17 protein-coding genes are annotated in these 26047 nt (G+C 66.5%); 9 read left to right on the top strand and 8 right to left on the bottom strand.

Annotation, left to right across the window (positions count from 1 at the left end; all coding sequences use genetic code 11):
* Positions 1-99 precede the first annotated feature (99 nt).
* The 5 genes from RBT42_RS12190 to RBT42_RS12170 all read left to right on the top strand — a co-directional run bounded on the left by RBT42_RS12190 (position 100) and on the right by RBT42_RS12170 (position 9726).
* On the top strand, positions 100-1125 hold the full coding sequence (locus RBT42_RS12190; RefSeq protein ID WP_320365475.1) for a hypothetical protein: 1026 nt from the start codon (positions 100-102) through the stop codon (positions 1123-1125).
* Positions 1126-1325: 200 nt separating this feature from the next.
* The gene (locus RBT42_RS12185) at positions 1326-2366 is read left to right on the top strand and encodes a putative solute-binding protein (RefSeq protein WP_320365473.1); all 1041 of its coding nucleotides are present in this window, start codon (positions 1326-1328) and stop codon (positions 2364-2366) included.
* Between the two features lie 72 nt (positions 2367-2438).
* Complete coding sequence (locus tag RBT42_RS12180; protein ID WP_320365471.1) at positions 2439-4595, top strand: TRAP transporter large permease subunit; 2157 nt, start codon at positions 2439-2441, stop codon at positions 4593-4595.
* A 294-nt stretch (positions 4596-4889) separates the two neighbouring features.
* Positions 4890-7403, top strand: coding sequence for a zinc-dependent metalloprotease (locus RBT42_RS12175; protein ID WP_320365527.1), 2514 nt, complete (start codon positions 4890-4892; stop codon positions 7401-7403).
* Positions 7404-7488: 85 nt separating this feature from the next.
* Positions 7489-9726 (top strand): ATP-dependent DNA helicase, encoded by a 2238-nt coding sequence (locus RBT42_RS12170; protein WP_320365469.1) that lies wholly within the window; start codon positions 7489-7491, stop codon positions 9724-9726.
* Between the two features lie 38 nt (positions 9727-9764).
* On the opposite strand, the gene RBT42_RS12165 is transcribed toward RBT42_RS12170, so the two are convergent.
* The 6 genes from RBT42_RS12165 to RBT42_RS12140 all read right to left on the bottom strand — a co-directional run bounded on the left by RBT42_RS12165 (position 9765) and on the right by RBT42_RS12140 (position 14465).
* Positions 9765-10106, bottom strand: a complete 342-nt coding sequence (locus RBT42_RS12165) for a hypothetical protein (RefSeq protein WP_320365467.1) — start codon at positions 10104-10106, stop codon at positions 9765-9767.
* A 51-nt stretch (positions 10107-10157) separates the two neighbouring features.
* Positions 10158-11447, bottom strand: a complete 1290-nt coding sequence (locus tag RBT42_RS12160; RefSeq protein WP_413785893.1) for an ammonium transporter — start codon at positions 11445-11447, stop codon at positions 10158-10160.
* A 133-nt stretch (positions 11448-11580) separates the two neighbouring features.
* Complete coding sequence (gene panC / locus RBT42_RS12155) at positions 11581-12456, bottom strand: pantoate--beta-alanine ligase (protein WP_320365465.1); 876 nt, start codon at positions 12454-12456, stop codon at positions 11581-11583.
* Positions 12457-12488: 32 nt separating this feature from the next.
* Positions 12489-13313 (bottom strand): 3-methyl-2-oxobutanoate hydroxymethyltransferase, encoded by an 825-nt coding sequence (gene panB / locus RBT42_RS12150; RefSeq protein ID WP_320365463.1) that lies wholly within the window; start codon positions 13311-13313, stop codon positions 12489-12491.
* A 50-nt stretch (positions 13314-13363) separates the two neighbouring features.
* Entirely contained in the window at positions 13364-14212 is an 849-nt protein-coding gene (locus RBT42_RS12145) for a ScpA family protein (RefSeq protein WP_320365523.1), read from the bottom strand.
* Positions 14213-14261: 49 nt separating this feature from the next.
* Complete coding sequence (locus tag RBT42_RS12140) at positions 14262-14465, bottom strand: DUF3460 family protein (RefSeq protein WP_320365461.1); 204 nt, start codon at positions 14463-14465, stop codon at positions 14262-14264.
* Positions 14466-14583: 118 nt separating this feature from the next.
* Here RBT42_RS12140 and RBT42_RS12135 point away from each other — a divergent pair, with 118 nt between their 5' ends.
* Positions 14584-16149, top strand: a complete 1566-nt coding sequence (locus RBT42_RS12135; protein ID WP_320365459.1) for a CHAD domain-containing protein — start codon at positions 14584-14586, stop codon at positions 16147-16149.
* Between the two features lie 107 nt (positions 16150-16256).
* On the opposite strand, the gene metG is transcribed toward RBT42_RS12135, so the two are convergent.
* A complete protein-coding gene (gene metG, locus RBT42_RS12130; RefSeq protein WP_320365457.1) occupies positions 16257-18338 on the bottom strand; it encodes a methionine--tRNA ligase in 2082 nt (693 codons plus the stop codon).
* Between the two features lie 127 nt (positions 18339-18465).
* On the opposite strand from metG, the gene apbC reads away from it, so the two are divergent.
* Entirely contained in the window at positions 18466-19578 is a 1113-nt protein-coding gene (gene apbC, locus RBT42_RS12125) for an iron-sulfur cluster carrier protein ApbC (protein WP_320365455.1), read from the top strand.
* A gap of 24 nt (positions 19579-19602) precedes the next feature.
* Here the strand turns inward: apbC and RBT42_RS12120 are convergent, their stop codons facing one another.
* On the bottom strand, positions 19603-20274 hold the full coding sequence (locus RBT42_RS12120; protein ID WP_320365453.1) for a sensor histidine kinase: 672 nt from the start codon (positions 20272-20274) through the stop codon (positions 19603-19605).
* Positions 20275-20513: 239 nt separating this feature from the next.
* Here RBT42_RS12120 and RBT42_RS12115 point away from each other — a divergent pair, with 239 nt between their 5' ends.
* Both RBT42_RS12115 and RBT42_RS12110 read left to right on the top strand, forming a co-directional pair.
* The gene (locus tag RBT42_RS12115; RefSeq protein ID WP_320365451.1) at positions 20514-23828 is read left to right on the top strand and encodes a response regulator; all 3315 of its coding nucleotides are present in this window, start codon (positions 20514-20516) and stop codon (positions 23826-23828) included.
* Positions 23825-26047 carry a putative bifunctional diguanylate cyclase/phosphodiesterase gene (locus RBT42_RS12110; protein WP_320365449.1) on the top strand — a complete coding sequence of 741 codons (2223 nt, stop codon included), beginning with the start codon at positions 23825-23827 and terminating at the stop codon, positions 26045-26047. The genes RBT42_RS12115 and RBT42_RS12110 overlap by 4 nt, the downstream gene beginning before the upstream one ends.

Genomic DNA, 26047 nt, shown 5'->3' with positions numbered 1-26047 from the left:
CGGGGGCTATCCCTAGTGTGAGCCGGAGGGGCCCGTCCAAGCCGCTTCCTAGAATCAGAGGGACTTTTATGGCGCACGGCGCCACTTGGAGACCTTCTGATGACCTTTCGGTTTACACGCCTGCTTGCCTCCGCCGCTGCGGCTGTTTCGGCCCTCACCCTGAGTGGCTGCGCCCTGATCCAGTCCAACGTCGCCGGCACCACGCTGAGCATCCTGGAAGACGGCTTCACCCCGCCCGTGCTGACCCTCAGCGACGTTGAAATGGGCTGCGGCTTCTCCATGATCAACACGCCACTGGTCGGCGCCGCCCGCAATTTCTACGGCGACCCGTCCCTGATGGAAACCGTGATGCTGAGCTCCGCGGGCGTGTGCTCCGAGAACCAGGCCATCACCGAGGAGATGCGCTACCTGCGCGCCTCGCGTGACAAGCGCGCCGACGAAGCCCTGGACGCCCGCATCACCCAGAAGCGCCTCCTGGCCACCGCAGCCGAACGCCAGTACACCGCCTTCCTGCGCATGAAGCTCAAGCTGCAGCAGAAGTACTACTTCAAGTACGGCGAAGAGTGCCCACGCTTCAAGCGTGACTTCGACGAGATGGTGTACCTGCTGGGCTCGGTCGGCGGCCTGCAGGCCATGCAGAACGACATCGCCTCGCAACAGGCCGTGGGCGTACCCACGGACATCGCGCCTCAGGTCGAACGCGCCATGAACTGCCTGGACAACGTCAAGTGGTGGGGCGTGCCCCAGGCTGCCCGTGCGGTGGTGTGGAGCATCATCCCCGGCGCCGATGCCGGCAAGGACGTGCAAGGCACCTTCGACACCGCCATGGGCATTGGCGAGCACAAAGGCGTGCGCCTGGCCCACGTGATGGCCGCCATCGCCGCGCAGTCCACCGACAACAAGCCACGTCTGCGCAGCGTCATCCAGCGTTTCAGCACGGCCGAGAACTTCAAGCCCAGCACCGAGTACCGCCTGCTGGACGCCATTGCCCAGTCGCAGATCACGAACATCTCCGACCGCATGTGGACCCAGAACGCCGGCACCCGCACGCCGGTGGGCTCGCTGGGCAAGTTCTGGGACGACAAGGCTGGCGCTGATATTGACGCTGGCAGTTTCCTGAATTGATGCCGCGCATCCGGCCTCACCCACAGGGAATTCCCTTCCCCTGGGTGCGGGCCGCAAAATGACCCCATCTCAGGCCCATATGGCTATAGTTGTAAACGACTGTTTTAGATCACAACAGTGATCAGATCTGACCGGCGCAGCCGGTTCAAGCAAGGGCCCGCAGTCGAGGCCCTTGTCTTTTGGGGTACCGAGGAGACAGCATGAAGTTGGGCAAGTACGGTGTGGCCATTGGGGTGCTGCTGAGCGCGATGGGCAGTGCGCAAGCCAGTCAAAAGTTCTGTGTGTATGACATGTTGGGTGCCACCGGCGACCTCTTCAACATGACCAAGGACTACGCCGTCGCCATGCAGCGCAACGGCGTCACCATCGAACTCAAGGGCTACACCGACGAGCGCGTGGCCACCGAAGATTTCCGCACCGGCCAGTGCGATGCCGTGATCGCGACGGCCTTCCGCATCCGCCAGTTCAACGCCGTGTCGGGCTCCATCGACACGCTGGGCGCCACCACCATCGTGCGCAACGGCAAGATCGACATTCCCGCCAGTTACGAGGTGGTGCGCAAGCTGATCCAGACCTATGCCTCGCCGGCTGCCACCAAGCTGATGACCGACGGCAACATCGAGGTCGGCGGCATCATTCCTCTGGGCGCCGCCTACCCCATCGTCAGCGACCGCAAGATCAACACGATCGAGGCGCTGGCCGGCAAGCGCATCGCAGCGTTCGACCACGACAAGGCGCAGGCCGTGATGATCCAGCGCATCGGCGCGCAACCGGTGTCGGCCGACATCACCAACTTCTCGACCAAGTTCAACAACGGCGCCCTCGACATGATCGCGGCACCGAGCCTGGCCTACAAGCCGCTGGAGCTGGCCAAGGGCATTGGCAAGAACGGCGCGATCACGCGCTTTCCGATCATGATCCTCACCTACCAGATGGTGATCAACAAGACCCGCTTTCCGGACGGATTCGGTCTGAAGTCGCGTGAGTACTGGAGCAGCCAGTTCGATCGGGCCATGCAGTTGATCAGGCAGGCCGATGCCGGCATCCCTCCGGCCACCTGGATGGATCTGAGCGCCGAGAACGCCTACAAGTACACGCTGATGCTGCGTGAGTCCCGCATCGACATCGCCCAGAAGGGCCTGTACGACAAGCGCGGCCTGAAAGTGATCAAGAAGATCCGCTGCAACGTGAACTCGGCCGACCCAGAGTGCACGACCAAGTCTGAAGAAGACTGGAAGTAACTCCGGCGCGCCGCTCTCCCCTGCATCCGCTCTTTGAAGTTTCCCCCGACACACCTGTCGACCGAGTCCACCATGCACACACCCTCCTCACGCACCCTGATGGGCAGAACCACCCTGGAGTGGCTCTCCAGCCTGCCCGTTTTCATCATGCTGATGCTGACGCTGATCATCGGCACCGGCGAGATGGTCCACGGCCAATTGCTCAAGTTCGGCGAATCGATGTTCGGCGACCCGAAGACGCAGGTTCAGTACTTCATGCTGCGGGCCGACCCGGTCAAGCCGGCGTGCAATCCCGCGGTTGACATCGACGCCGAGGTGCAACGCCAGTCGGCCGCGGCCACACAAGGCGGGGGCGATGACATCGACGATCTGTTTGGTGACACGGCCACGCCCAACGACCCGGCGGTGCTGCGCAAATCGATCGAGCAGGCCCAGGCCATCTGCCAGGCCAAGCACTCGATGTACGAGCGCGCGCTGGCCCTGCAGACGCCGCAGTTGCACATGTACCGCACGATCGAGACGAGCTTCTTCGGGCTCTTTCAGATCGGCACCGAGAACCGCCCTCTGATCCTGTTGCTGATGGTGGCCATCGCCGCGGTCACCACCACACTGGGTCGCCACCACATCGGCATCCGCCCGGCCATTTACACGCGTGACCACCAGGCCCAGAGCTGGTCCCAGGTGTTCGCCAACGGCTTCCTGCTGTTCTCCTGTGTGCGCTATTACCAGATCCTGCAAGGCACGGGCGGCGTCCCCCAAGAGGAGGTCGTGCTGCACTGGATCTGGATGGCCCTGTTCTCGATCATGCTGCTGATCAACGTGGCCCGCATCGTGCGCCCGCTCAAGTCGACAGAAGGTCAAGGGACCTGGGGGGCCGCGATGCTGGCCGTGCCGCTGTACGCCAACATGGGCATCATCGCGGGCATCTACTTCCTGCTGACCGGTCATGATGCCGGCCTGGCCATCTACATCAATCAGTTGATGGCACTGCCCAGCATCTTCATGAACCTGGCGCTGTTCATCTGGGCCGGCATGCTGCTCAAGCAGAGCCGCATCGTGGACCTGCTGCTGGACGTCATCCGCCCCTGGAGCCTGTCGCCGCAGCTGCTGACCTACCTGATCCTGCTGGGTGCCTCGGTGGCCACGGCCTACACCGGTGCCTCGGGCATCTTCGTGATCGCCGCTGGCGGTGTGATCTACCACGAGGTGCGTGCCGCAGGCGGCACCCGCCACTTCGCCCTGGCAGCCACGGCCATGTCCGGCTCGCTGGGTGTGGTGCTGCGCCCCTGCCTGCTGATCGTGATGATCGCAGCCCTGAACAAGGAAGTGACCACCAATGGCCTGTACCACTGGGGCGTCTATGTGTTCGTGCTGACGTCCACCCTGTTCTTCCTGGTGTCGCAACTGCTGCGCAAGCAACGCGCTTCCATCGAGTCGCCGGTCGTCGCCATTCCCGCGATGCTGCGCAAGATCATCCCGGTGCTGCCTTACGCCCTGCTCACGGTGGTCATCGTGATGGTGTACGACTATGGTCTGGAGACCCCGCTCAATGAGATCACGGCACCGACGATCATGCCGATCATCCTGCTGCTGGTGCTCATCTACGACAAGCTGACGAACAAGGGCAAGGCCGAGCTCACGCCCGACTACGCCAGCCATCGCCAGGAAGGCGTGGAGCGTTCCGTGCGCTTCGCCACCACCGAAGCCATCGGCCACGTGGGTGCCCTGATGAGCCTGATGACCCTGTCGCTGGCCATTGGCGGCATCATCGAGCGCTCCGAGATCGTCCACTATTTCCCGCAGGTGTTCGAGTCGCCCTGGCATGCCATGGGGGTGCTGGTCCTGGTGATGGTGTTCCTGGGCATGGTGATGGACCCTCTGGGCGCCATCATCCTGGTGTCGGGCACGCTGGCCCCCATCGCCTACGCCAACCACATCGACCCGCTGCACTTCTGGATGGTGGTGCTGGTGTCGTTCGAGCTGGGCTATCTGTCGCCACCCGTGGCCCTCAACCAGCTGCTGACCCGTCAGGTGGTGGGCGAAGAAGAGGTGAACCAGGCCGACGCCGATGTCCGCCATCTGGGCTTCTACGGTCGCTATGAGCGCTGGATCCTGCCGGTGGTGGTCATGATGATGGGCCTGTTGATCGTGGCCTTCGGCCCGCTGCTGGCGCAGCATGTGGACGCCTTTGCCTTCCTGAAGGACATCGTTTCGTACCCCACCGAGTGAGGTCTCGCGCTCTGGCTGATCGGGCGGCAATGTTATGGTCACGCCATGACTTGCCGCCCTTTTTTCGCCCCTGTTTTGCTGAGCACGCTGGTGCTGCTGAGTGCCTGCGTCAGCCCACCCCAGGCCGACCTAGTCGCGGCATCGGACGCAGGCAAGGCACCTGCGCCCAGGCCGTCCGGCCCCGCTGGCGCGCCGTTGACGTCAGCGCCGGCATCCGCGTCAGCATCGACAGCCCCCGCCCCCAGTGCCACGTCGCCTGCGCCCCCCCCCGGAAGTGCTCCGTTCTTGTCCGTCGTGCAGGGCGCGCAGCGGCACGATGGCCTGCTGCCACTGTGGCGAAAGGATGACAAGGTCTGGCTGGAGTTGAGCCCGCAGACGCTGGGCAAGCCGCTGTTCTTCTCGCCCAAGTTGGCGTCGGGCATTGGCGAGGCTGGTTTGTTTGGCGGCCTGATGCAAAGCCGCTGGGCCCAGGTGGGCCGCCCGCAGTGGGTCACCTTCCGCCAGGTGCACAAGCAGGTGCAGTTGCTGGCGGTGAACGCGGCCTACACCGCTGAGGCCGGCACACCCCAGGCGCGTGCCGTCGAGGCGGCGTTCTCGCCCAGTTTGCTGGGCAGTGCGCCCCTGGCCAGTGCCCCTCACCCGAAGACCGGTGCGGTGCTGATCGACCTGACGCCGATGTTGCTCAGCGACATGCTGGGGCTGGGCATGCAGTTGCAGCGCACCTACCGGCAGGGCTACAGCCTGGATGCGCGCAATTCGACGGTGCGCCAGGCGCGCACGACCGCCAGCCAGGCGGTCTTCGAGGTGACCCAGCACTTCGCCACCAGCAATCTGGCGGTGCCCACACCTGGTGCCGCCGGCGCCGCGGGGGCGCCCAGCCCCAGCACGCCCCAGGCGGTGCCGGACCCGCGCAGCCTGTTCCTGACCGTGCACTACACGCTGTCGGCGCTGCCCGAGCAGCCCATGCGAGCGCGCCCCGCCGATGCACGGGTGGGCTACTTCACCACCACGGTCACCGATTTCACCGACGATCTGGCCCGCACGCCGCGCCAGCACTTCATCAACCGCTGGCGTCTGAGCAAGAAGGACCCGAACGCTCCCTTGTCGGAACCGGTGCAGCCCATCGTGTTCTGGCTCGACCCGAGCATCCCCCAGGCCTACCGTGCCACCGTCACCGAAGGGGTGCTGGCCTGGAACCGGGCCTTCGAAGCCATTGGCTACCGCAACGCCATCGAGGTGCGCACGCCGGCACCCGGACAGGCCCTGGACACCCTGGCCACGGGCCAGGCCTCCATCCGCTGGATGACCAATGCCCAGCCTCGCTTTGGCGCCATCGGCCCCTCGCACGTGGACCCGCGCACCGGCGAGATCCTGGGTGCCGACATCGCGCTCGAGAGCCTGTCGTCGCGCAGCATCCGCACCGTGCGCAGCCAGATCCTGACATCCACCGCCCCACATGCCGACCATCAGCACGACGCCCATGACGCGCACTGCGAGCATGGCGCCCTGGCCGCAGAACAACTGGCCCTGGGTCTGGATGTGCTCGAAGCGCGAGGCGTGATCGACCCGGACAGCCCGCAGGTGCGCGACTTCGTGCTCGCCTACCTGAAGGACACCACCATGCACGAAGTGGGGCACACGCTGGGCCTGCGCCACAACTTCCGCGCCTCACGCTGGCGCACCGCTCAGGAGTTGACGCACCCGCAACTGACGGCCACGCAAGGCATCAGCGCTTCGGTGATGGAGTATTCACCCATCAACCTGCCTGCGCCCGGGCAGTCTGCGGGCGCCCCGTTTCAAACCACCTTGGGGCCTTATGACTTCTGGGCCATTGCCTACGGATACGGCGACCTGCCCGAGGACCCCGTTCAGGCCAAGGCGGCCTTGAAGGCCCTGGCCCAGCGCAGCGCCGAGCCGGCCATGGCCGACGCACTGGCCTATGGCACCGATGAGGACAACAGTGGCGGACTGGACCCGCAGGCCTTGACCTTCGACCTGGGGCGCGACCCGGTGGCCTTCGCCCGCACCCGCGTCGCCATCGTGCGCGACCTGCTGGCCCGCCAGGCCACGCGGGTGTTGACCCCGCAAGATGACGCCACCTTGCTGCGGCGCAGTGTCAGCTACGGTCTGCGCGATCTGGCGCGCACCAGCCAGACGCTGATGCGACAGGTGGGCGGTGTGATCACCCGCCGCGATGCCCCCGGCAGTGGCCGTGACCTGCTGGAGCCACTGCCCGCCGCCGCGCAACGGGAGGCCCTGCAACTGCTGCTCCAGGACTTCCTGTCGGACCGGGCCGTGGCCCTGCCCCCGGCCTTGCTGCGCCGCCTGGCCCCTGACTACCTCGACCGCGAGGCCAGTAGCGGGACCGATTTCTCGGTGGCCGAGCAACTGCTGAGCCTGCAGCGGGCCGTTCTCAACCACTTGATGGCCGACTCGCTGGCCGAGCGCCTGCTGGACAACGCCGACAAGGTGCGCGACCGCGAATCACGGCCTTTGACCGTGGCCGAGCTGCACCAGGGGCTGCGTCAGGCCGTGTGGTCTCCCCCGCACCACAAAGCCCAGGTAGCTGCCGCTTCGTGGCAGCGCAACCTGCAGCGCGAGCATGTCAGCCGTCTGGCGGCCAGCGTGCTGCGCAGCAGCGGCGGGCGTGCCGATGCCCGCGCCATCGTGCGCCTGGAAGCCGAAACGCTGCTGCGCCAGCTGCAGGCCAGCGCCAGCGCCGACCGCACCGAACAGGCGCACCGACGGGCCTGCATCGAGATCCTGCAAGGGGCCCTGCAGGCCCGTGTGATGCGCACCAGCCCTTGAGGGGAAAGGCGGGCCACCCCAGCGGGTGAGGCAAGCTGGGCCATCCAGAGGGACAATAGCGGCTCACCGTGCTGAATGCTCCCTCATGGACCTGCCCACCCTCTTCTCTGAATCCGGCCCGCTTGCCCGAGCCTTCGACGGCTATTGCGTGCGGACCGAGCAGATCGAGATGGCCCAGGCCATCCAGACCGCCATCCGCGAAGCCAGCACCGTGGTGCTGGAGGCCGGCACCGGCGTGGGCAAGACCGCCGCCTACCTGGTGCCTTCCTTGCTGGAGGGCGGCAAGGTCATCGTCTCCACCGGCACCAAGGCCCTGCAAGACCAGCTCTTTCACCGCGACCTGCCGGCTGTGCGCGATGCGCTGGGTGTGCCCATCAAGGTCGCGCTGCTCAAGGGCCGCAGCAACTACCTGTGCTGGCACCACCTCGACCGCACCAACCAGGACGCCACGCTGCTGGGCAGCCGCCAGGAGGTGCGCGACCTGGGCTTCATCAACAGCTTCATCCACCGCAGCCCCACGGGCGACAAGGCCGAGTGCCCCACGGTGCCCGAGCACGCCACCATCTGGGCGCGCGTCACCTCCACCCGCGAGAACTGTCTGGGCAGCGACTGTCCGCGCTACAGCGAATGCTTCGTCGTCAAGGCCCGCCGAGAGGCGCAGGACGCCGATGTGGTCGTGGTCAACCACCACCTCTTCTTTGCCGACCTGATGCTGCGCGAAGAAGGGGTGCCCGAGCTGCTACCCAACGCGCAAACCATCATCTTCGACGAGGCGCACCAGCTGCCCGACACGGCCACGCTGTTCTTCGGTGACTCGGTCTCGACCCTGCAGTTCCTCGACCTGCTGCGCGACACCCTGGCCACCGGCCAGGCGCAAGCGCGCGACGGCGCCAACTGGAACGACGTGCTCGCCCCGCTGGACCGCGCCGCCCGCGATCTGCGCCTGTGCTTTGGCCCGCAGTTGCAGCGCCTGTCGCAGGCCCAGCTCGGCTTGGATCACCCTTTGTGGGCTGCCTTGGACAAACTCAAGGATGCCCTGGCCCACGTGCGCGATGTGCTCGACAGCCAGGCCGATCGCTCGCCCGACCTGGCACAGTTGCACCGCCGGGCTCATGAACTGATGCAGCGCCTGATGGCCTGGGGCGCCCCGGAGCGCGCCGGCGAGCCCGAACTGTGCTGGATCGACGTCGGCTCACACGGCGTGCAGCTGCACCGCACCCCGATTTCGGTGGCCGAGGTGTTCCGCCGTCAGCGCCTGGGCTTGGGTGAGGCCGAGATCGCCCCCGACGAAGAGGTGGACGAGGACGACGAGATCGTGCGCCATGCGCTGGACGACGACGAAGCGGCCATGATGGATGCCTTCGGTGACGTCGACCCGGCGGCCCCGCTGCGCCCGACCCGCCCCAGCGACAAAGGTGCGGGCATCGGCGGCGAAGACGCGCATGACGATGAGGTTGACGACCTGCAGGCGCTGCTGGCGGGTGCTGACGACGTGGAGGCGCCCGGTGGGCGTGACCGTGCCACAGCAGCCAGAACGTCCACCGAGACGAACAGCATCGCCCCGCCACCTCGCAAGGCCTGGATCTTCACCTCGGCCACACTGGCGGTGAAAAACGATTTCAGCCACTTCACCCACGCGCTCGGCCTGGAAGACGCGGCGTGCCAGTCCTGGTCCAGCCCCTACGACTACCCGTCGCAGGCCATGCTGTACGTGCCCCACAACGTTCCTCAGCCCTCCGACCCTGGCCACACCGATGCGGTGGTGGATGCGGCCCTGCCGCTGATCCGCGCCAACCGGGGGCGGGCCTTTGTGCTGTGCACCAGCTTGCGTGCGGTGGCCAAGGCGGCCGAACGCCTGAAGAAGATCTTTGGGGAATCCGGTGACCCCTTCCCCGTGCTGCAGCAAGGCGATGCGCCCCGCCCCACCCTGCTGGAAGACTTCCGCCGCGCCGGCAACGCCGTGCTGGTCGGCAGCCACAGCTTCTGGGAAGGCATCGACGTGAAGGGCGATGCCCTCACGCTGGTGGTGATCGACAAGCTGCCCTTTGCCCCGCCCGACGACCCGGTGCTGGCCAAGCGCCTGGAGTTGCTCGCCAAGGCAGGCGGCAATCCGTTCATGAGCCATCAGGTGCCGCAGGCCATCATCGCGCTCAAGCAGGGTGCGGGCCGCCTGATCCGCAGCGAGACCGACCGCGGCGTGCTGATGATCTGCGACACCCGCCTGATCGACAAGCCTTACGGCCGCCGCATCTGGCAAAGCCTGCCGCCGATGCGGCGTTCACGCGTCGAGCAGGACGTCGTGGACTTCCTGCTCACTTTGTGAGCCTAGCCCCTGGACAGACGTCAAGCCCTTCCGAGCGCTCAGCGCAAGGTGCCCACGTAGCGCTGGCGCGGCACCGCCGGCTCAAGGTCCGATGAGGCAAAGCGGGAGGCACTGAAGTCACTCTCCTCTCTGGGTGTGGCCGCAGGGTGCGGAGCCCGCCGCTCGGGCTTGGCCACCGGCGCAGGCGGCAGCAGCGCCGACTCCAGCTTGTCGGCCAGCCTGAGCAACTCCGGATGGTCTTCGGTGCGGGCCACCCGGATGACCTCGTGGGCGTACTCCGGGCTGCGGATCATCCATTCCACATCCGTCACGCGGCCGTTGACCCGTCGCAGCACCACATGCAGGTGCGCGGCGATGGCAAACTTTTCACTGTCCAGCATCTTGTCCTCCTGAGACAACCAGGGGGCGGACCCTCCGCAGGGCCCGCGCGATCACTCAACCCGCTCACCATGCTGGCTGAGATCCAGTCCATCGCGCTCGGCCTGGGCAGAGACACGCAAACCGACCACGCGGTCCACCACCCACAGGATGGCCGCCGTCACCAGGCCGCTGTAGACCAGCGTGCCGGCAACCCCCGCCAGTTGGACCGCCACCGAGCCGCTCACGCCGCCGATGGCCGGTGCTGCCAGCACCCCGGTCAGGACAGCACCGATGATGCCGCCCACGCCGTGCACGCCGAACACGTCGAGCGAGTCATCGGCCCCCAGCCAGCGCTTGAGGCCCGTGGCCCCCCAGTAGCAGCCCACGCCCGCAAGCACGCCCATGACCACCGCCGATTGCGGGCCGACGAAGCCGGAAGCCGGCGTGATGGCCACCAGACCGGCCACGGCCCCGCTGCACAGGCCCAGCAAGGTGGGCGTGCCCCGCACCAGCCACTCGGCCAGCATCCAGCTCAAGGCGGCCGCTGCCGCGGCCATCTGGGTGACCAGAATGGCCATGCCCGCACGCCCATCGGCCGCACCGGCCGAGCCGCCATTGAAGCCCATCCAGCCCACCCACAGCAGGCAGGCGCCGATCATGGTGTAGCCCAGATTGGCCGGCATCAGCGCAGTCTGACCAAAACCGACGCGCCGCCCCAGCATCCATGCGCATACCAGCCCGGCGATGCCAGCGTTGATGTGCACCACGGTGCCGCCTGCAAAGTCCAGCGCGCCCATCTGCGCCAGCCAGCCGCCCGGCTCCCACACCCAATGAGCCACCGGCGCGTACACCAGCACCGACCACAGGGCCATGAACCACAGCAGGGCCGAGAACTTCATGCGCTCGGCAAAAGCGCCGGTGATCAGGGCCGGTGTGATGATCGCAAAGGTCATCTGGAACATCACGAACACCGCTTCGGGCACCGTGGGCACCAGCGAGTGCACCGAGACCTCGCCGGTGCGGATGTCCATCATCAGGTGATCGAGGAAGGCCCCCTTGAGGCTGCCGATGAACTCGTTGCCCGGCATGAAGGCCAGGCTGTAGCCCACCGTCCACCACAGCACGCTGACCAAGGCGCACACGGCCAGGGTCTGCGCCATCGTCGCCAGGATGTTCTTCTTGCGGACCATGCCCGCGTAAAACAGCGCCAGCCCCGGAATGCTCATCAGCAGCACCAGCACGGCCGAGGTCATCAGCCAGGCGGTGTTGCCCGCGTCGAGCTGGGCCATCGGGACGACAAAGGGGCCAGGGCCCGTGGGCGTCACAGCTTCGGCCAGAGCCCATCCATGCGCCGACAGCATGGCGGCGCCCACCATGCCAGTCGCGCCACATCGTTGAAGAAGACGAGTCATCGGGTACTACCAAGGTTAGGGAACACCCTGAACCTCAGCAAGAACCAGACCCGCTTTGCGCATCATCCCGATGCGCGCTGGCTCAAAGCTCCAGGTTGTCGATCAGACGCGTCTTGCCCAGGCGAGAGGCCACCAAGCACACCAGGGGCTCGCCCTGGGCCAGTTCGGCGTCGGTGGGCAGCATCAGGTCGCGCTGACGGCGCACCATGACGTAGTCGGTCTGCCAGCCACGTTCGTTCAGGGCCGCTGCGGCCTTGGTTTCGATCCGGGCAATGGTCGCCTGGTCCAGCTGCTGTCCGGAACGGGCTGCTCCCACTTGCGCCTTGACGGTGCGCAGCGTGTTGATCAGCTGCACCGCCTCGGCGCGCTCGGCTTCGCTCAGGTAGCCATTGCGCGAAGACAGGGCCAGGCCATCGGGCGCACGCAGGGTTTCGCCACCGTGAATGGCAATCGGCAGGGCCATCTGCGCCACCATGTTGCGCAAGACCATGAGCTGCTGGTAGTCCTTCTTGCCGAACACCGCGATGCGGGGCTGCACGATGTTGAAGAGCTTGTGCACCACCGTGCAGACGCCGGTGAAGAAGCCGGGGCGGAAAGCGCCTTCGAGGATGTCGGACAGCTCGGTGGGCGGCACCACCTTGTAGCCTTGCGGCTGCGGGTAGAGCTCGGCCTCGGACGGGGCGAACAGGATGTCGCAACCGGCCTCGGCCAACAGCTGCGCATCGCGCTCGAGCGTGCGCGGGTAAGTGTCGAAGTCTTCGTTGGGGCCGAACTGCAGGCGGTTGACGAAGATGCTGGCGACCACCGGGCTGCCCGAGTCGCCCACCAGCTCGCGGGCCTGGCGGATCAAGGCCAGGTGGCCGTCATGCAGATTGCCCATGGTGGGCACGAAAGCGGGGGCAGCGGGCGCCTGGGCCAGTTCGGCACGCAACTCGGCCAGGGTGTGGATCGTCTTCATGGGAATCGCCTGTCTCGGTCAGCTCAGTGAACTCAGTAAGCGTGCAAGGTTTCGTCGGGGAAGCTGCCGTCCTTGACGGCGGCCACATAGCGGCGCACGGCGTCTTCGGCCGAGCCGCCCTCGGCGGTGAAGTTGCGCACGAAACGCGGCAGCTTGCCGCGCGTGATGCTGAGCATGTCATGCAGCACCAGCACCTGGCCGGCGGTGCCCGAGCCGGCACCAATGCCAATGACCATCATGCCGGGATTCTCGTCCTGCACCTGACGTGCCACGGCCGAGGGCATCAGCTCCAGCACCGTCATGGCGGCACCGGCCTGGGCCAGTTCGGCCGCGTGCTTGCGCAAGGTGGTGGCGCCCGCTTCGTCACGGCCCTGAATGCGATAGCCGCCCAGTGCATGCACGCTCTGCGGCGTCAGGCCCAGGTGGCCGCACACGGGAATGCCGCGCTCGGTCAGGAAGTGCACCACCTCGGTGGTCCAGCCACCGCCTTCGAGCTTGATCATGTGGGCGCCGGCCTGCATCAGGGCCACGCACGAACGCAGCGCCTGTTCACGGCTTTCCTGGTAGCTGCCAAAGGGCAGATCGCTGACGATCCAGGCGGTCTGGTTGCCACGGGCCACACAGCGCGTGTGATAGACCATCTCGTCAAGCGTGACGGGCACGGTGCTGGTGTGCCCCTGCACGATCATGCCCAGCGAGTCGCCCACCAGGATGCAGTCCACACCGGCGTCATCGACCAGGCGTGCGAAGGTCGCGTCGTAGGCTGTGAGCATGGTGATCTTCTCACCCTGGGCATGCATCTCACGCAGGCGATGCAGGTTCATGGGCTTGCGGGCAACGGGAGCGACAGCGGTCATCTTGAAAGGGGACCTGGGGAACAGGCCCCATGCAAAAGGGTGAGGGGATTCTAGGCCGGCTCGTAAGCCAGCCGCACGTAGATGGGCGCAAAGGCTTCGGCCTGCGTGATCTCGATGAGGCGCTCCTTGCCCAGTTCCAGCATGGCGATGAAGGTGACCACCATGACCGGGGCGCCGCGGCTCACGTCAAACAGGTGCTCGAACTCGACAAAGCGCTTGCCTTGCAGCGTGCGTAAGACGATGCTCATGTGCTCGCGCACCGAGAGCTCTTCGCGCGAGATGGTGTGGTGCGTGTGCAGCTTGGCACGCTGGAGGATGTCGAGCCAGGCCTCGCGCAAATCGTCCACGCTGACATCAGGGTGACGCACGTTCAGCGACGGGTCACTGTGCACCTCGACCCGCATGAAATCGCGGCCCAGCACGGGCAACTGGTCCAGGCCGGCGGCGGCCAGCTTCATGCGTTCGTATTCGATGAGGCGGCGCACCAGCTCGGCGCGTGGGTCTTCGGCCTCGTCTGCGCCCTCCACTTTCTTGGGCGGCAGCAGCATGCGCGACTTGATCTCGATGAGCATCGCCGCCATCAAGAGGTACTCGGAGGCGAGCTCGAGGTTGCGCTTGCGGATCTGATCGACGTAGGCCAGGTACTGACGCGTGACGTCGGCCAGCGGGATGTCGAGGATGTTGAAGTTCTGCTTGCGGATCAGGTAGAGCAGCAGATCCAGCGGGCCTTCGAAGGTCTCGAGAAAGACTTCGAGGGCATCGGGTGGGATGTACAGGTCGGACGGCATGGCGAACAGGGGTTCGCCGTACAGCCGCGCCAAGGCGACCTGATCCACCACCAGGGGCAGGCCCTGGTCATCCAGGCCCGGCGCCGAGATCCCGCCCTCCGGGGCGGTCAGGGCTTCGTGCGTCACCGCTCAGCCTGGGGTCAGCCTGCCGTCAGGGCGCTCAGCCCTTGGTCTGGTAGACGTAGGGCTTCTGGGCCACGCGGGCTTCGCGCTGCGCCTTCTGGGTGTCCAGGTCCACCGGGGGACGGTCCCACAGCAGGAAGCGGCCCTGACGCTGACGCTCCTCGAGCTGCGGGTCACGCTGCTTGAGGCTGTCGATGAACTGGGTCGCGTCGGACTTGTAGGGCTTCCAGAAAAGAGGCATGGTGTGGTCCTGCAAAAGGTATCAAGCCCGCCATTTTATCGGTCTTGCGGGACATCCCTCAAGAATCTCTGCCAACCGGACACCCGCCGGGCTGGCGAAGCGCAGGACAATGCCCACCATGCAGGAAATCGAACTGAAATTCCAGATCCCGGCCCAGGCGCTGGGCGCCGTGCAGGCCGAGCTCACCGCCCTCGATGGCGGCCAGCACCAGCCCTTGCGCTTGCGTGCGGCTTACTTCGACACGCCCGACCGCGCCCTCGCCCACGCCCGCATGGCCCTGCGGGTGCGCCAGGAAGGCCGCCAGTGGGTGCAGACGCTCAAAGCGGGCGGCAGCAACACGATGATGCGGCTGGAAGACAACCAGCCCGCCAAGGCGCCCAAGGCCAAACAGCCGGTGGTGGCCGACCTGTCCCGTCACCTGGGGACGCCCGCCGAGGCCGCCTTGCGCGCCGTGTTGGCCTGGGACCCGGTGCAAGACCCCAGCGGCGCAGCCTCGGGCCTGATCGAGTTGTACCGCACCGACATCACCCGCCATCGCGCCCGGGTGACCGTGGGCGTGGGCACACCCCATGAGGGCGTGGTGGAGTTGGCGCTCGACCTGGGTCACATCCACGCAGGTGACCTGGATGTGCCGGTGCGCGAACTGGAGATCGAATCCATTTCCGGTCACCCGATGGCCGTGATCGAAGCCAGCCGTGACTGGGTGAAGCGCCACGGCGTGTGGCTGGACACCCAGACCAAGGCACACCGCGGCGACCGTCTGGCGCGCCTGGCCGCCCTCGCCTCCCAGCCCATCACCGACGCCAGCGAGGCGAGCAGCGAGCACGCTGTGCTGGCCCGCCCTGCCCGGCTCCAGCCCGACAGCAGCCTGGACGACGCCTGGCGCGCGGCGCTGGAGAGCTGCCTGGAGCAGATCAGCGGCAACATGAGCGAGCTGGGCACCGCGCCCACCCAGATCCAGCAAACCGGCTACCAGTGGCGGCTGGGCTTGCGCCGCCTGCGGGCTCTGGGTCGGCTGCTGAAACCCACCCGCTTGCCTTTCCCGCATGCGGCGCTGGCGCAAGCCGACAAGCTGTATGCCCAGTTGGGCCTGTGGCGCGATGCGCAGGCGCTGGCTGGCTTGCCCGCCAAGATCGTGCGCAAGGGTGGGCCGGATCTGCCCTTGCCCTACCCGGACATGGCCGCCACCCATGATGAGGCCGTGATTGCCCTGGCGCGCTCGGCCCCCGCCACGATGCTGTGCCTGGACCTGCTGGCAGCCCTGCTGCACCCGCCGGGCGACAACGCCGAGGCCCAACAGCCGTATCGACCCTGGTTGGTGAAACGGCTGAGTGCCTGGCGGACACGCTGCCGTCAGGCTGCGCGACACGCTGGCAAGCTGTCAGACATCGAGCTGCACACACTGCGCAAGCGCGCGAAGCGTCTGCGGCTGATGGCTGACTTGTTTGCACCGGCATGGAAGCCCAAGCGACAGCAGGCACATGGCCAGGCCCTGAAGGCCGCGCTCGATGCCATGGGCCGCCTGCAGGACGAGGCCGTGGCCGAAAGCTGGTACGCCCAGGCAGCGAAAGACGATGCCCGCGCGCGCTGGGCGCAGGACTGGCTGCACGGCCGACGTCGCAAGCTGCGCAGACAGGCCAACCGCGCGTTGCTGGCTTGGCGAGACGTCAAAGCCCCTTGGTGACCGGCACACCGACCGCCGAGACACCGGGCGGCGCTTGTTCCCGATGACCACGCTCAGGTGCCACCCGTGATGGGTGACACGCTGAGGCAGCCGAGGTCGCCAAGACCTCAGCGGATGCGCATGCCCGGCTCGGCACCGGGGAAGGGTTCGAGCACGTACACGCCCGGGTTGGCCTTCTCGTCGGCGTGCGACGCGGCCAGCACCATGCCTTCGCTGACGCCAAACTTCATCTTGCGCGGGGCCAGGTTGGCCACCAGCACGGTGAGCTTGCCGATCAGCTGCTCGGGCTGATAGGCCTCCTTGATGCCGCTGAACACGTTGCGCGTGCGGCCTTCGCCCGCGTCCAGCGTCAAGCGCAGCAGTTTGGTGCTGCCCTCCACGTGCTCGGCGTTGACGATCTTGGCAATGCGCAGGTCCACCTTGACGAAGTCGTCGATGGTGATGGTGGGCGCGATGTCCTCACCGCCTGGCTGCACGGCCTCGACCACCGGCGCCTCTTCGGGCTTGGGCTCGAACAGCGCATCGAGCATCTTCGGGTCCACACGCTGCATCAGGTGCTGGTAGGCGCCAATGGTGTGCGCGCCCAGCAGGCGTTCGGCATCGGCCATCACCAGCGGTTGCACCTGCAGGAAGGCTTCCACATTGGCCACCAAGGCCGGCAGCACCGGCTTGAGGTAGATGCTCAACAGGCGGAAGGCCTCGATGCAGACGGTGCAGACTTCTTGCAGGCGGGCGTCCTGCCCCTCTTGCTTGGCCAGCTCCCAGGGCTTGTTGGCGTCGACGTACTCGTTGACACGGTCGGCCAGCAACATGATCTCGCGCAGCACCTTGCCCAGCTCGCGCTGCTCGTAGTGATCGGCGATGGCGCCACGTTGGGCCTGCAGGGTGCTCAGCAAGGTCTGACCATCGGCGCCCAAGGCGGCGGTCAACTGGCCACCAAAGCGCTTGCTCAGGAAGCCGGCGGCGCGGCTGGCGATGTTGATGAACTTGCCCACCAGATCGCTGTTGACGCGCGCGGTGAAGTCGTCGCGGTTGAAGTCCACGTCTTCCACATTGGCGTTGAGCTTGGCCGCGATGTAGTAGCGCAGCCATTCGGGGTTCATGCCCAGGCTCAGGTACTTGAGCGGGTCCAGGCCGGTGCCACGGCTCTTGGACATCTTCTCGCCGTTGTTCACGGTCATGAAGCCGTGCACGTTCACCTGGTTGGGCAGCTTGCGGCCGCTGAACTGCAACATCGCGGGCCAGAACAGGGTGTGGAAGTAGGTGATGTCCTTGCCGATGAAGTGCACCTGCTCCACGGCCGGGTCGGCCATGAACTCGTCGAACGAACGGGTTTCGCCATACTTGGCCAACGGGCCGCCCGCCGAGAAATAGCTCTTGAGCGAAGCCAGGTAGCCAATGGGCGCGTCCAGCCACACATAGAAGTACTTGCCCGGCGCGCCAGGGATCTCGATGCCGAAGTAAGGCGCATCGCGACTGATGTCCCAGTCACCCAGGCCACCTTCACCGTTCTCGTCCTTGGTGAACCACTCCTTGATCTTCTTGGCCACGCCGGGCTGCAGCTTGCCGTCTTGTGTCCATTCCTGCAGGAAGTTCAGGCAGCGCGGGTCGGACAGCTTGAAGAAGTAGTGGTCCGAGGTCTTGAGCACCGGGGTGGCGCCGGACAAGGCCGAATAGGGGTTCTTCAACTCGGTAGGCGCGTACACGGCGCCACACACCTCGCACGAGTCGCCGTACTGGTCCTTGGCACCGCACTTGGGGCACTCGCCCTTGATGAAGCGGTCGGCCAGGAACATGCCCTTTTCCGGGTCGAACATCTGCTCGATCGGGCGCACGTCGATCAGGCCTTGCTCCTTCAAAGCCAGGTAGATGCTCTGCGCCAGCTCGTGGTTCTCGGGGCTGTCGGTGCTCGACCAGTGGTCGAAGCTGATGTGAAAGCCGTCCAGATAGGGCTTGCGGCCTGCGGCGATGTCGGCCACGAACTGCTGCGGCGTCTTGCCGACCTTCTGGGCGGCGATCATGATGGGCGCGCCGTGCGCATCGTCGGCGCCCACGAAGTGCACCTGGTGGCCCTGCATGCGCTGGAAGCGCACCCAGATGTCGGCCTGGATGTACTCCATGATGTGGCCGATGTGGAAATGGCCGTTGGCATAGGGCAGCGCGGTGGTGACGAAGAGCTGGCGTGGCATGGTGGGAATCAGGTGAACGAGGGGCCCGGTCAAGGCAAGACCGAAGTCCCTGTTGGCAGTCGGGGGTAACCGGTAATTTTAGGGCGCGCTAGACTGCCCGTCTCAAAAGAATGACATGCCCCTTGGAATGAGCACCCCCACGCCTCTTGAAGCCGCCGCCCTCGACGCTCTGCGCACCGTCATCGACCCCTTGACCGGCCAGGACTGGGTGAGCACCCGCCACCTCAAGTCCCTCACGGTGCAGGGCAGCCAGGCCCGCGTCGAGATCGCGCTGGGTTACCCGGCCCGTTCGCAGTGGCCCGCCTACACCGCCCTGGTCGAAGCCGCACTCAAGAAGGTGGACGGCATCACCAGCGTAGACGTGGCCTGGTCCACCCAGATCCTCACGCACGCGGCCTCGCGCGGCCAGGCCCTGCTGCCCGGCGTCAAGAACGTGATCGCCGTGGCCTCGGGCAAGGGTGGTGTGGGCAAGAGCACCACGGCCGTCAACCTGGCACTGGCCCTGGCGGCCGAAGGCGCCCGCGTGGGCATGCTCGACGCCGACATCTACGGCCCCAGCCAGCCCCTGATGCTGGGCATCCAGGGCAAACCGCCCAGCCCCGATGGCAAGACCATCACGCCGCCGGTCAACCACGGCCTGCAGATGATGTCGATGGGCCTGCTGGTGGAAAACCAGGCAGCCACGATCTGGCGCGGCCCGATGGCCAGCCAGGCCTTTGACCAGTTGCTGCGCCTGACCAACTGGGGCGAGCCCGGGCAACCGCTGGACTACCTCGTGGTCGACATGCCGCCGGGCACCGGCGACATCCACCTGAGCATCAGCCAGCGCGCCCCGCTGACCGCGGCCGTCATCGTCACCACCCCGCAAGACATCGCCCTGCTGGACGCCCGCAAGGGCCTGCAGATGTTCGAGAAGGTGTCGGTGCCGGTGCTGGGCGTGGTCGAGAACATGGCCGTGTTCTGCTGCCCGAACTGCGGCCATGAAGAGCACATCTTCGGCCAGGACGGCGGCGTGCGCATGGCCGAAGAGTTCCATGTGCCCCTGCTGGGCTCCATGCCGTTGGATTTGAAGATCCGCCTGCAGGCCGACAGTGGCCAGCCCACGCTGGTGGCCGAGCCCGACAGCAAGGTCGCGGGCCTGTACAAGGACATGGCGCGCAAACTGGCTGCGGGCCTGTCGAAGCTGCCCAAGGACTACAGCAGCAAGATGCCCGTGGTGAGCGTGCAGACCCAGGGCTGACGCTGAGACGGTGGCGTGCAGCCGTCAGCGCTCGGTGCGGCGCTGATGGTGGCGTGAGGCGTCGAGCGTGAAGTAGAAGCAGGCGCCCTGCCCCACCGCCGATTCGGCCCAGATGCGGCCACCATGACGGCGGACGATGCCCTGCGCTGCGGCCAGGCCCACCCCATTGCCCGGAAAGTCGCGGGCGCTGTGCAGGCGCTGGAACATGCCAAAGAGCTTGTCCGCATGCACCATGTCAAAGCCCACCCCGTTGTCGCGCACGAAGTACACCTCGGGGTCAGTCTCCGGGATGGCGCCCACGCTCACCAGCGGGCAGTCCACCTTGTCGCTGTACTTGAGCGCATTGCCAATCAGGTTCTCCAGCACGCGGCGCAGCAAGGTCGGATCGGCCTGGGCCACCAGGCCGTCGGCCACGACCAGTTCGGCACGGGCCGCCCCGTTGAGCACGCCCAACTGCTCGCGCCCCACCTCACGGGCCAGCGCGCTCACATCCACGGCCTGCCGCTGCAAGGGCTCACTCGCCAGTTGTGCCTGGGCCAGCAGAGCATTGAGCATCGCGTCCATGCGCTCGGCGGCGGACAGCACGCGGTCGAGATGCTGGTTGGCCTGCGCATCCAGCTGCGGGCCATAGTCTTCTTTGAGGATGCGTGTGAAGCCCTCGACCACCCGCAGCGGTGCGCGCAGGTCATGGGACATGGCGTGATGCAACGCCGCCTGCTCTTCAAGCCCCAACGCAGCAGGCTCCTGCCAGTCAGCGGGCCAGACGGACCGAGTCGGAACCGGGTCAGAGGGATTACCAGCAATGCTCATGTGACCGATTGTACGGACCGTCCGCAGCGGGGTTTTGCCTCTGGCGTACAAATTCACAATGCCGCTACATTTATCTGACCACGTTCGTCATCGCTCCCTGATCTCGCCTCAACAATCCACATGTGATGCCCTTTGTCTGGATCCTGATCCTTCTTGCGCTGACCGTGCCAGGCGCCCTGCTGCTGCGCCGGCGACTGCGCGCGAGCGACCAGGAGCTGACGCGAACCCAGGCTCAACTGGCGCAGATCCGCCAGCAGATGAGCCGCCTCAGCCTGGTCGCCTCGCGCATCAACAGCGGTGTGGTGGTCATCGACCGCCAGGGGGTCATCGAATGGGTCAATCCGGCGTGGCTGGCCCTGATCGGCAGGCGCCAGGACGAGGTGCTTGGCCAATCCCTGCCGGACTTGCTGGCCCCCGATGTACTGGACAGCGAAAGCCTGCCGCAACTGCGTCAGCACCTGCAGGACGGCACGCCCTTTCGCCTGGCTTACGAAGCCGTGCGTCACGGCACCGACGCTGCGTACTGGGGCGAGATCGATGCCCTGGAGGTGCTCAATGACGACGGCCTCGTCCATCAACACGTCTGCCTGTTCACCGACATCACCTGCCGCAGGGCACAAGATCTGCAGGCCGAGCAGGAGCGGGCCTTTCAGGAGGCCTTGCTGGCCAACCTGCCCGTGAGCCTGTTTGTGGTCGACCCGACCAACGGCCAGATCGTGACCATCAACCGCCACGCCGAGGTCGAGTTCAACCTGCTGCGCGACAAGGTGGTGGGCCGCTCCATCCAGGATGCGATGGGCCAGGAGGTGCTGCAGCGGGTGCAGGCTCACATGAGAGCGGCCACCGCCTCCGGCCAACCCGTGGAGCACGACTTCAGCTGGCAGGATGGCCCCCGCACACGCGTCATCAATGCCCGCCACTTTGCCTTGCGACATGCCGATGGCCGTCCTCGGCTGCTCATCTCCCTGGTGCGCGACATCACCGTGGCCCAGCGTGCCCTGTCCGACCTCGAAGAGTCGGAGCGCCGCTTCCGCGAACTCGTCGAATCGATGGACGACGGGGTGTATGCCACCGACGGGGCGCGGTCTCAGTGCCTCTACCTCAGCCCCCAGACGGGTACGCTGCTCGGACTCTCGCCCACCGAGGCGAGCGACCTCTCCGAGCGGCTGCGCACCCTCGTCGTTCCCGATGACCGCAGCACCCTGGCCCGCCAGGAAGAGCAGGAGCGGCGCGCCGAGCCGACCGACACCTTGTTGCGGCTGGACATCCCCGGGCGCGGCATCCGCTGGGTGCGCCACAAGAGCCGGTCACGGCGCCTGCTCAGCGGCGAGTCGCGCATCTACGGCCTGCTGTCTGACGTGACCGATGAGCGCCAGCAGGCGCTGGACCTGCAACGCGCCCGCGACCAGGCCGAGACCGCCAGCCGGGCCAAGAGCGAATTCATGGCCAACATGAGCCACGAGATCCGCACGCCCATGAACGGCATCCTGGGCATGACCGAGTTGCTGCTCGGCACCGAGCTCAACGACAAACAGCGCCGCTTTGGCCAGGCCGTGTACCGCTCCGGGGAAAGCCTGCTGGAAATCGTCAACGACATCCTGGACTTCGCCAAGATCGACGCCGGCCATGTGGAGCTGAGCCAGGGCGACTTCGTGCTGCGCACCCTGGTCGAGGACACGCTGGAGCTGCTGGCACCGCGCGCCCACGAACGCGGCCTGGAGCTGAGCTTCCGCGAAGAGCCCGGCCTGCCCACCGTGGTGCACGGCGATCCGCTGCGCCTGCGCCAGATCCTCACCAACCTGGTGGCCAACGCCATCAAGTTCACAGAACACGGCGAGGTCGTGATCGACATCCGACGCGCCAGCCCCGACAGCCCGCCCGAGCCCGGCGCTCAGACACCCGCCACCGTCACCCTCGCCTTCCGAGTGCGCGACACCGGCATCGGCATCACACCCGAAGACCTGCCCCGCATCTTCCAGGCCTTTGTCCAGGCCCAGGGTGGCATGACGCGGCGCTACGGTGGCACCGGCCTGGGTCTGCCCATCAGCAAACAGCTGGTCGAACTCATGGGCGGCGAGCTGCGGGTCGTCAGCACCCCGGGCGTCGGCTCGGAGTTCAGCTTCGAGCTTCCCCTGGGCATCAGTGACACCCAGATGGCCCACGATCTGGCCAACGAGCCGAGCCTGCCCGCCTACAAGGTCCTGGTGGTGGACGACAACGAGACCAACCGCACGGTGCTGGAGAACATGCTGAGCGCCTGGGGCATGAAGGTCACCCTCGCACACAGCGGCCGCCAGGCGCTCGACCTGCTGCTCACCGAGTCGCAGGCAGATCTGGACATCGACCTCGCGCTGATCGACATGCACATGCCCGAGCTCGATGGCCTAAGCATGGTCGAGATCCTGCGCCGCAGCCGCCGCTACCCGCAGCTCAAGCTGGTGCTGCTGTCTTCGCTGTCCTCGGCCGACGAGGTGCGGCGCGCCCAGGAAGCCGGCTTCGACAGCGTGCTGCGCAAGCCGCTGCGCAAGGCCGAACTGCGCCAGACCCTGCAGAACCTGTCGGCGCAATGGGGCGGCCCCGAGGCGCAGGCCCAGACCGGACGCCACCAGCGTGTGCTGGTGATCGAGGACAACCCTGTCAACCAAGAGGTCTGCGGCCAGATGCTGCGCCGCCTGGGTTGCGAGGTGCGCGTGGCCAGCTCGGCTCTGGAGGGGCTTCGCCGCCTGGGCGAACAGTGCTATGACCTGATCCTGATGGACATTCAGATGCCCGGCATGGACGGCATCGAGGCCCTCACCTGGTTCCGCAAAGGCAGCGGCAAGCGCTTCACCTTCCTGACTCCGCCCGAGACCCCGGTGATCGCCGTCACCGCCAATGCCCTCGAAGGCGATGAGCAGCGCTTCCTCGACCTGGGCTTTGACGACTACCTCTCCAAACCCTTCCGTCAGGGGCAGCTGCAGCAGATGCTGCAAGTGCACACCACCCAAGCCGAGGCCGAGACCCAGGCGGTCGATGCGCATTCAGTCGCGCGCGCCGCGCCCCCTCAGCCTGCACCGATGCCCGTGGAGGCCTCGTCCAACGCGGCACACCTGCTCGACCCCGACGCCCTGCGTCGCCTGCGCGAGCTCGACCCCAAGGGCGAGAACCACCTGCTCGAGCGGGTCGCACGCGCTTTCGAGACCTCCCTTTCGCGCTTGCTGCCACAATTGAGCGAGGCAGGACAGCAACACGATCTCGCCACAGTGGCCCATGTGGCGCATACACTCAAATCATCGTCGGCCAGCATTGGGGCGCTCAAGCTGTCACAAATGTGTGCCGATCTCGAGAGCATCATCCGGCGTCAGACAGGAGAAGACTTGAGCTCACGCATCCGAGACATTCCCCTCGAAGCCGAACGCGTCCAGGCAGGGTTGCAGCACGTGCTGGAGACACAGACATGACACGGGGCAACCCGATGACCGAAGACGAAGACCAGGCGCAACCCAAGGTCTTGCTGGTCGATGACGACGAGGTCACGCTGCTCTTGACCTCCATCGCCTTGCGCGAGCGCGGCTTTGCCGTCACCGAAACCACCTCGGGTGAGCGGGCCCTGCGCCTGCTGGCCGACTGGTTGCCCGACGTGGTGGTGCTCGACGCGGTCATGCCGGGCCTGGACGGCTTTGCCACCTGTCAGGAGCTGCGCAACATCCCCGGTCATGAATCGATCCCCGTCCTGATGCTCACCGGCCTGGACGACGATGCCTCCATCACCCGCGCCTACGAGGCCGGCGCCACCGACTTTTTCGTCAAGAGCACCCAGTGGAGCCTGCTGGCTGGCCGGCTGCGCTACCTGCTGCGCTCGGCCCGCACCCGCATCGAACTGGAGCGCAGCAAGGCCAAGCTGGCGCGCGCCCAGGATCTCGCCCGCATGGGCAGTTTTGACTGGCGCAAGGGCTCGGGTCACCTGGGCCTGTCGATCGAGGGGCTGCGCGTGTTCGGCCTGGGCCCCAATGACCAAGTGGGCCTGCGCCAGGTGCTGCGCATGATGCCCGCCGACGAGCGCCTGAGCTTCCAGTATCTGCTGCACGAAGTCTGGCGCCACGGCACCGTGCTCTGCCAGGACGTCAAGATCAACCTGAACGACGGGCGTCAGCGCATCGTTCACCTCGAAGCCGAGCCCGAATTCAACGAACAGGCCAGCCTGATCGGCTACACGGGCATCGTGCAGGATGTGACCGACCGCCGCCTGGCCGAAGACCAGATCAAGCATCTGGCCAACTTCGACACCCTCACCGGCCTGCCCAACCGCCGCCAGCTGTTCCAGCGCAGCGAGCGCGCCATCGAGCACGCCCGGCGTCTGCACCACGGTGTGGCCCTGCTGCAGGTGGGCCTGGATCGCTTCAAGATCATCAACGAAAACCTGGGCCACCACGCCGGCGACGAGCTGCTGATCGAGGTGTCGCACCGCCTGCGCAACTGCGTGCGGCATTTCGACGAGATGCTCGAAGGCCACCTCGACCTGCAATCGACGCGCTCGCACCGCAACCTGGAGGCCGTCGGCCGCCTGGGCGCCGATGAGTTCGTCGTGCTGCTGCCCGAAGTCACCCAGCCGGAAGAGGCCCTGGCCACCGCCCAGCGCATCCTCGATGCGCTGCGCGCCCCACTGACCATTGGCGGCCAGGAATGCTTCGTAACGGCCAGCATCGGGGTGGCGGTGTACCCCTCTCACGGCGTCAATGCCGCCGATCTGCTGCGCCACGCCGATGTGGCCATGGACCTGGCCAAGAGCCAGGGCCGCAACATGGTGCAGCTGTACGACCGGCACCTGGCCAGCAAGGGGCGTGTGCGCCTGGACCTGGACACGGCGCTGCACAAGGCCATCGAGCGCCAGGAGCTGGTGCTGTACTACCAGCCCAAGGTCGACGTGCGCACCCATCGCATGGTGGGCGTGGAGGCCTTGATGCGCTGGCAGCGGGGCGACCAGCTCGTCTCGCCCGCAGAGTTCATCCCCCTGGCCGAGGCCACCGGTCTGATCAACGAGATGAGCCTGTGGGCCATCACCGAGGCGGCACGTCAGGCCAAGCAATGGCAGATCCAGTTCGGCTTCGACGCGTCGATTGCCGTCAACCTGCCCAGCCGCCTGTTCGAGCAGGAAGACCTGGTCGAGCGGATCGAGCAGATCCTGTGTCGCGAGGCCATCTCGCCGCGCGCCCTGGAGCTGGAAATCACCGAAACCGGCCTGATGAAGGACCTGCAGGGCGTGGTGCCCTCGCTCAACCGCCTCAACCAGATCGGCGTCGAGATTTCCATCGACGACTTCGGCACCGGCTACTCGTCGCTGGCCTACCTGACCAGCCTGCCCATCAGCGAGCTCAAGATCGACCGCTCCTTCGTGCGCGACCTCGGGGAGACACCACAAAGCTCGGCCATCGTCTCAGCCATCATCGCGCTGGCCCGCGCGCTGGGCCTGCGCGTGATCGCCGAAGGCGTGGAAACCACCGAGCAAATGGAGGTGCTCTACAGCCTGGGCTGCCACATCAGCCAGGGCTTCCTGTTTGCCCGCCCGATGCCCGCAGCGCAGATCGCCACCTGGCTGAGCGACGTGCTCAACGCCGACACCCTGCCGCGCGTAGGCGAGTCGTCCGCCCTTCCCCTGTTCCCTCTCAGCACCCACGGCTGA

Origin of the sequence: Aquabacterium sp. (genome assembly GCF_034003525.1) — a bacterium.
Taxonomy (GTDB): domain Bacteria; phylum Pseudomonadota; class Gammaproteobacteria; order Burkholderiales; family Burkholderiaceae_C; genus Aquabacterium.
This window is presented reverse-complemented; position numbering and strand designations above follow the sequence as displayed.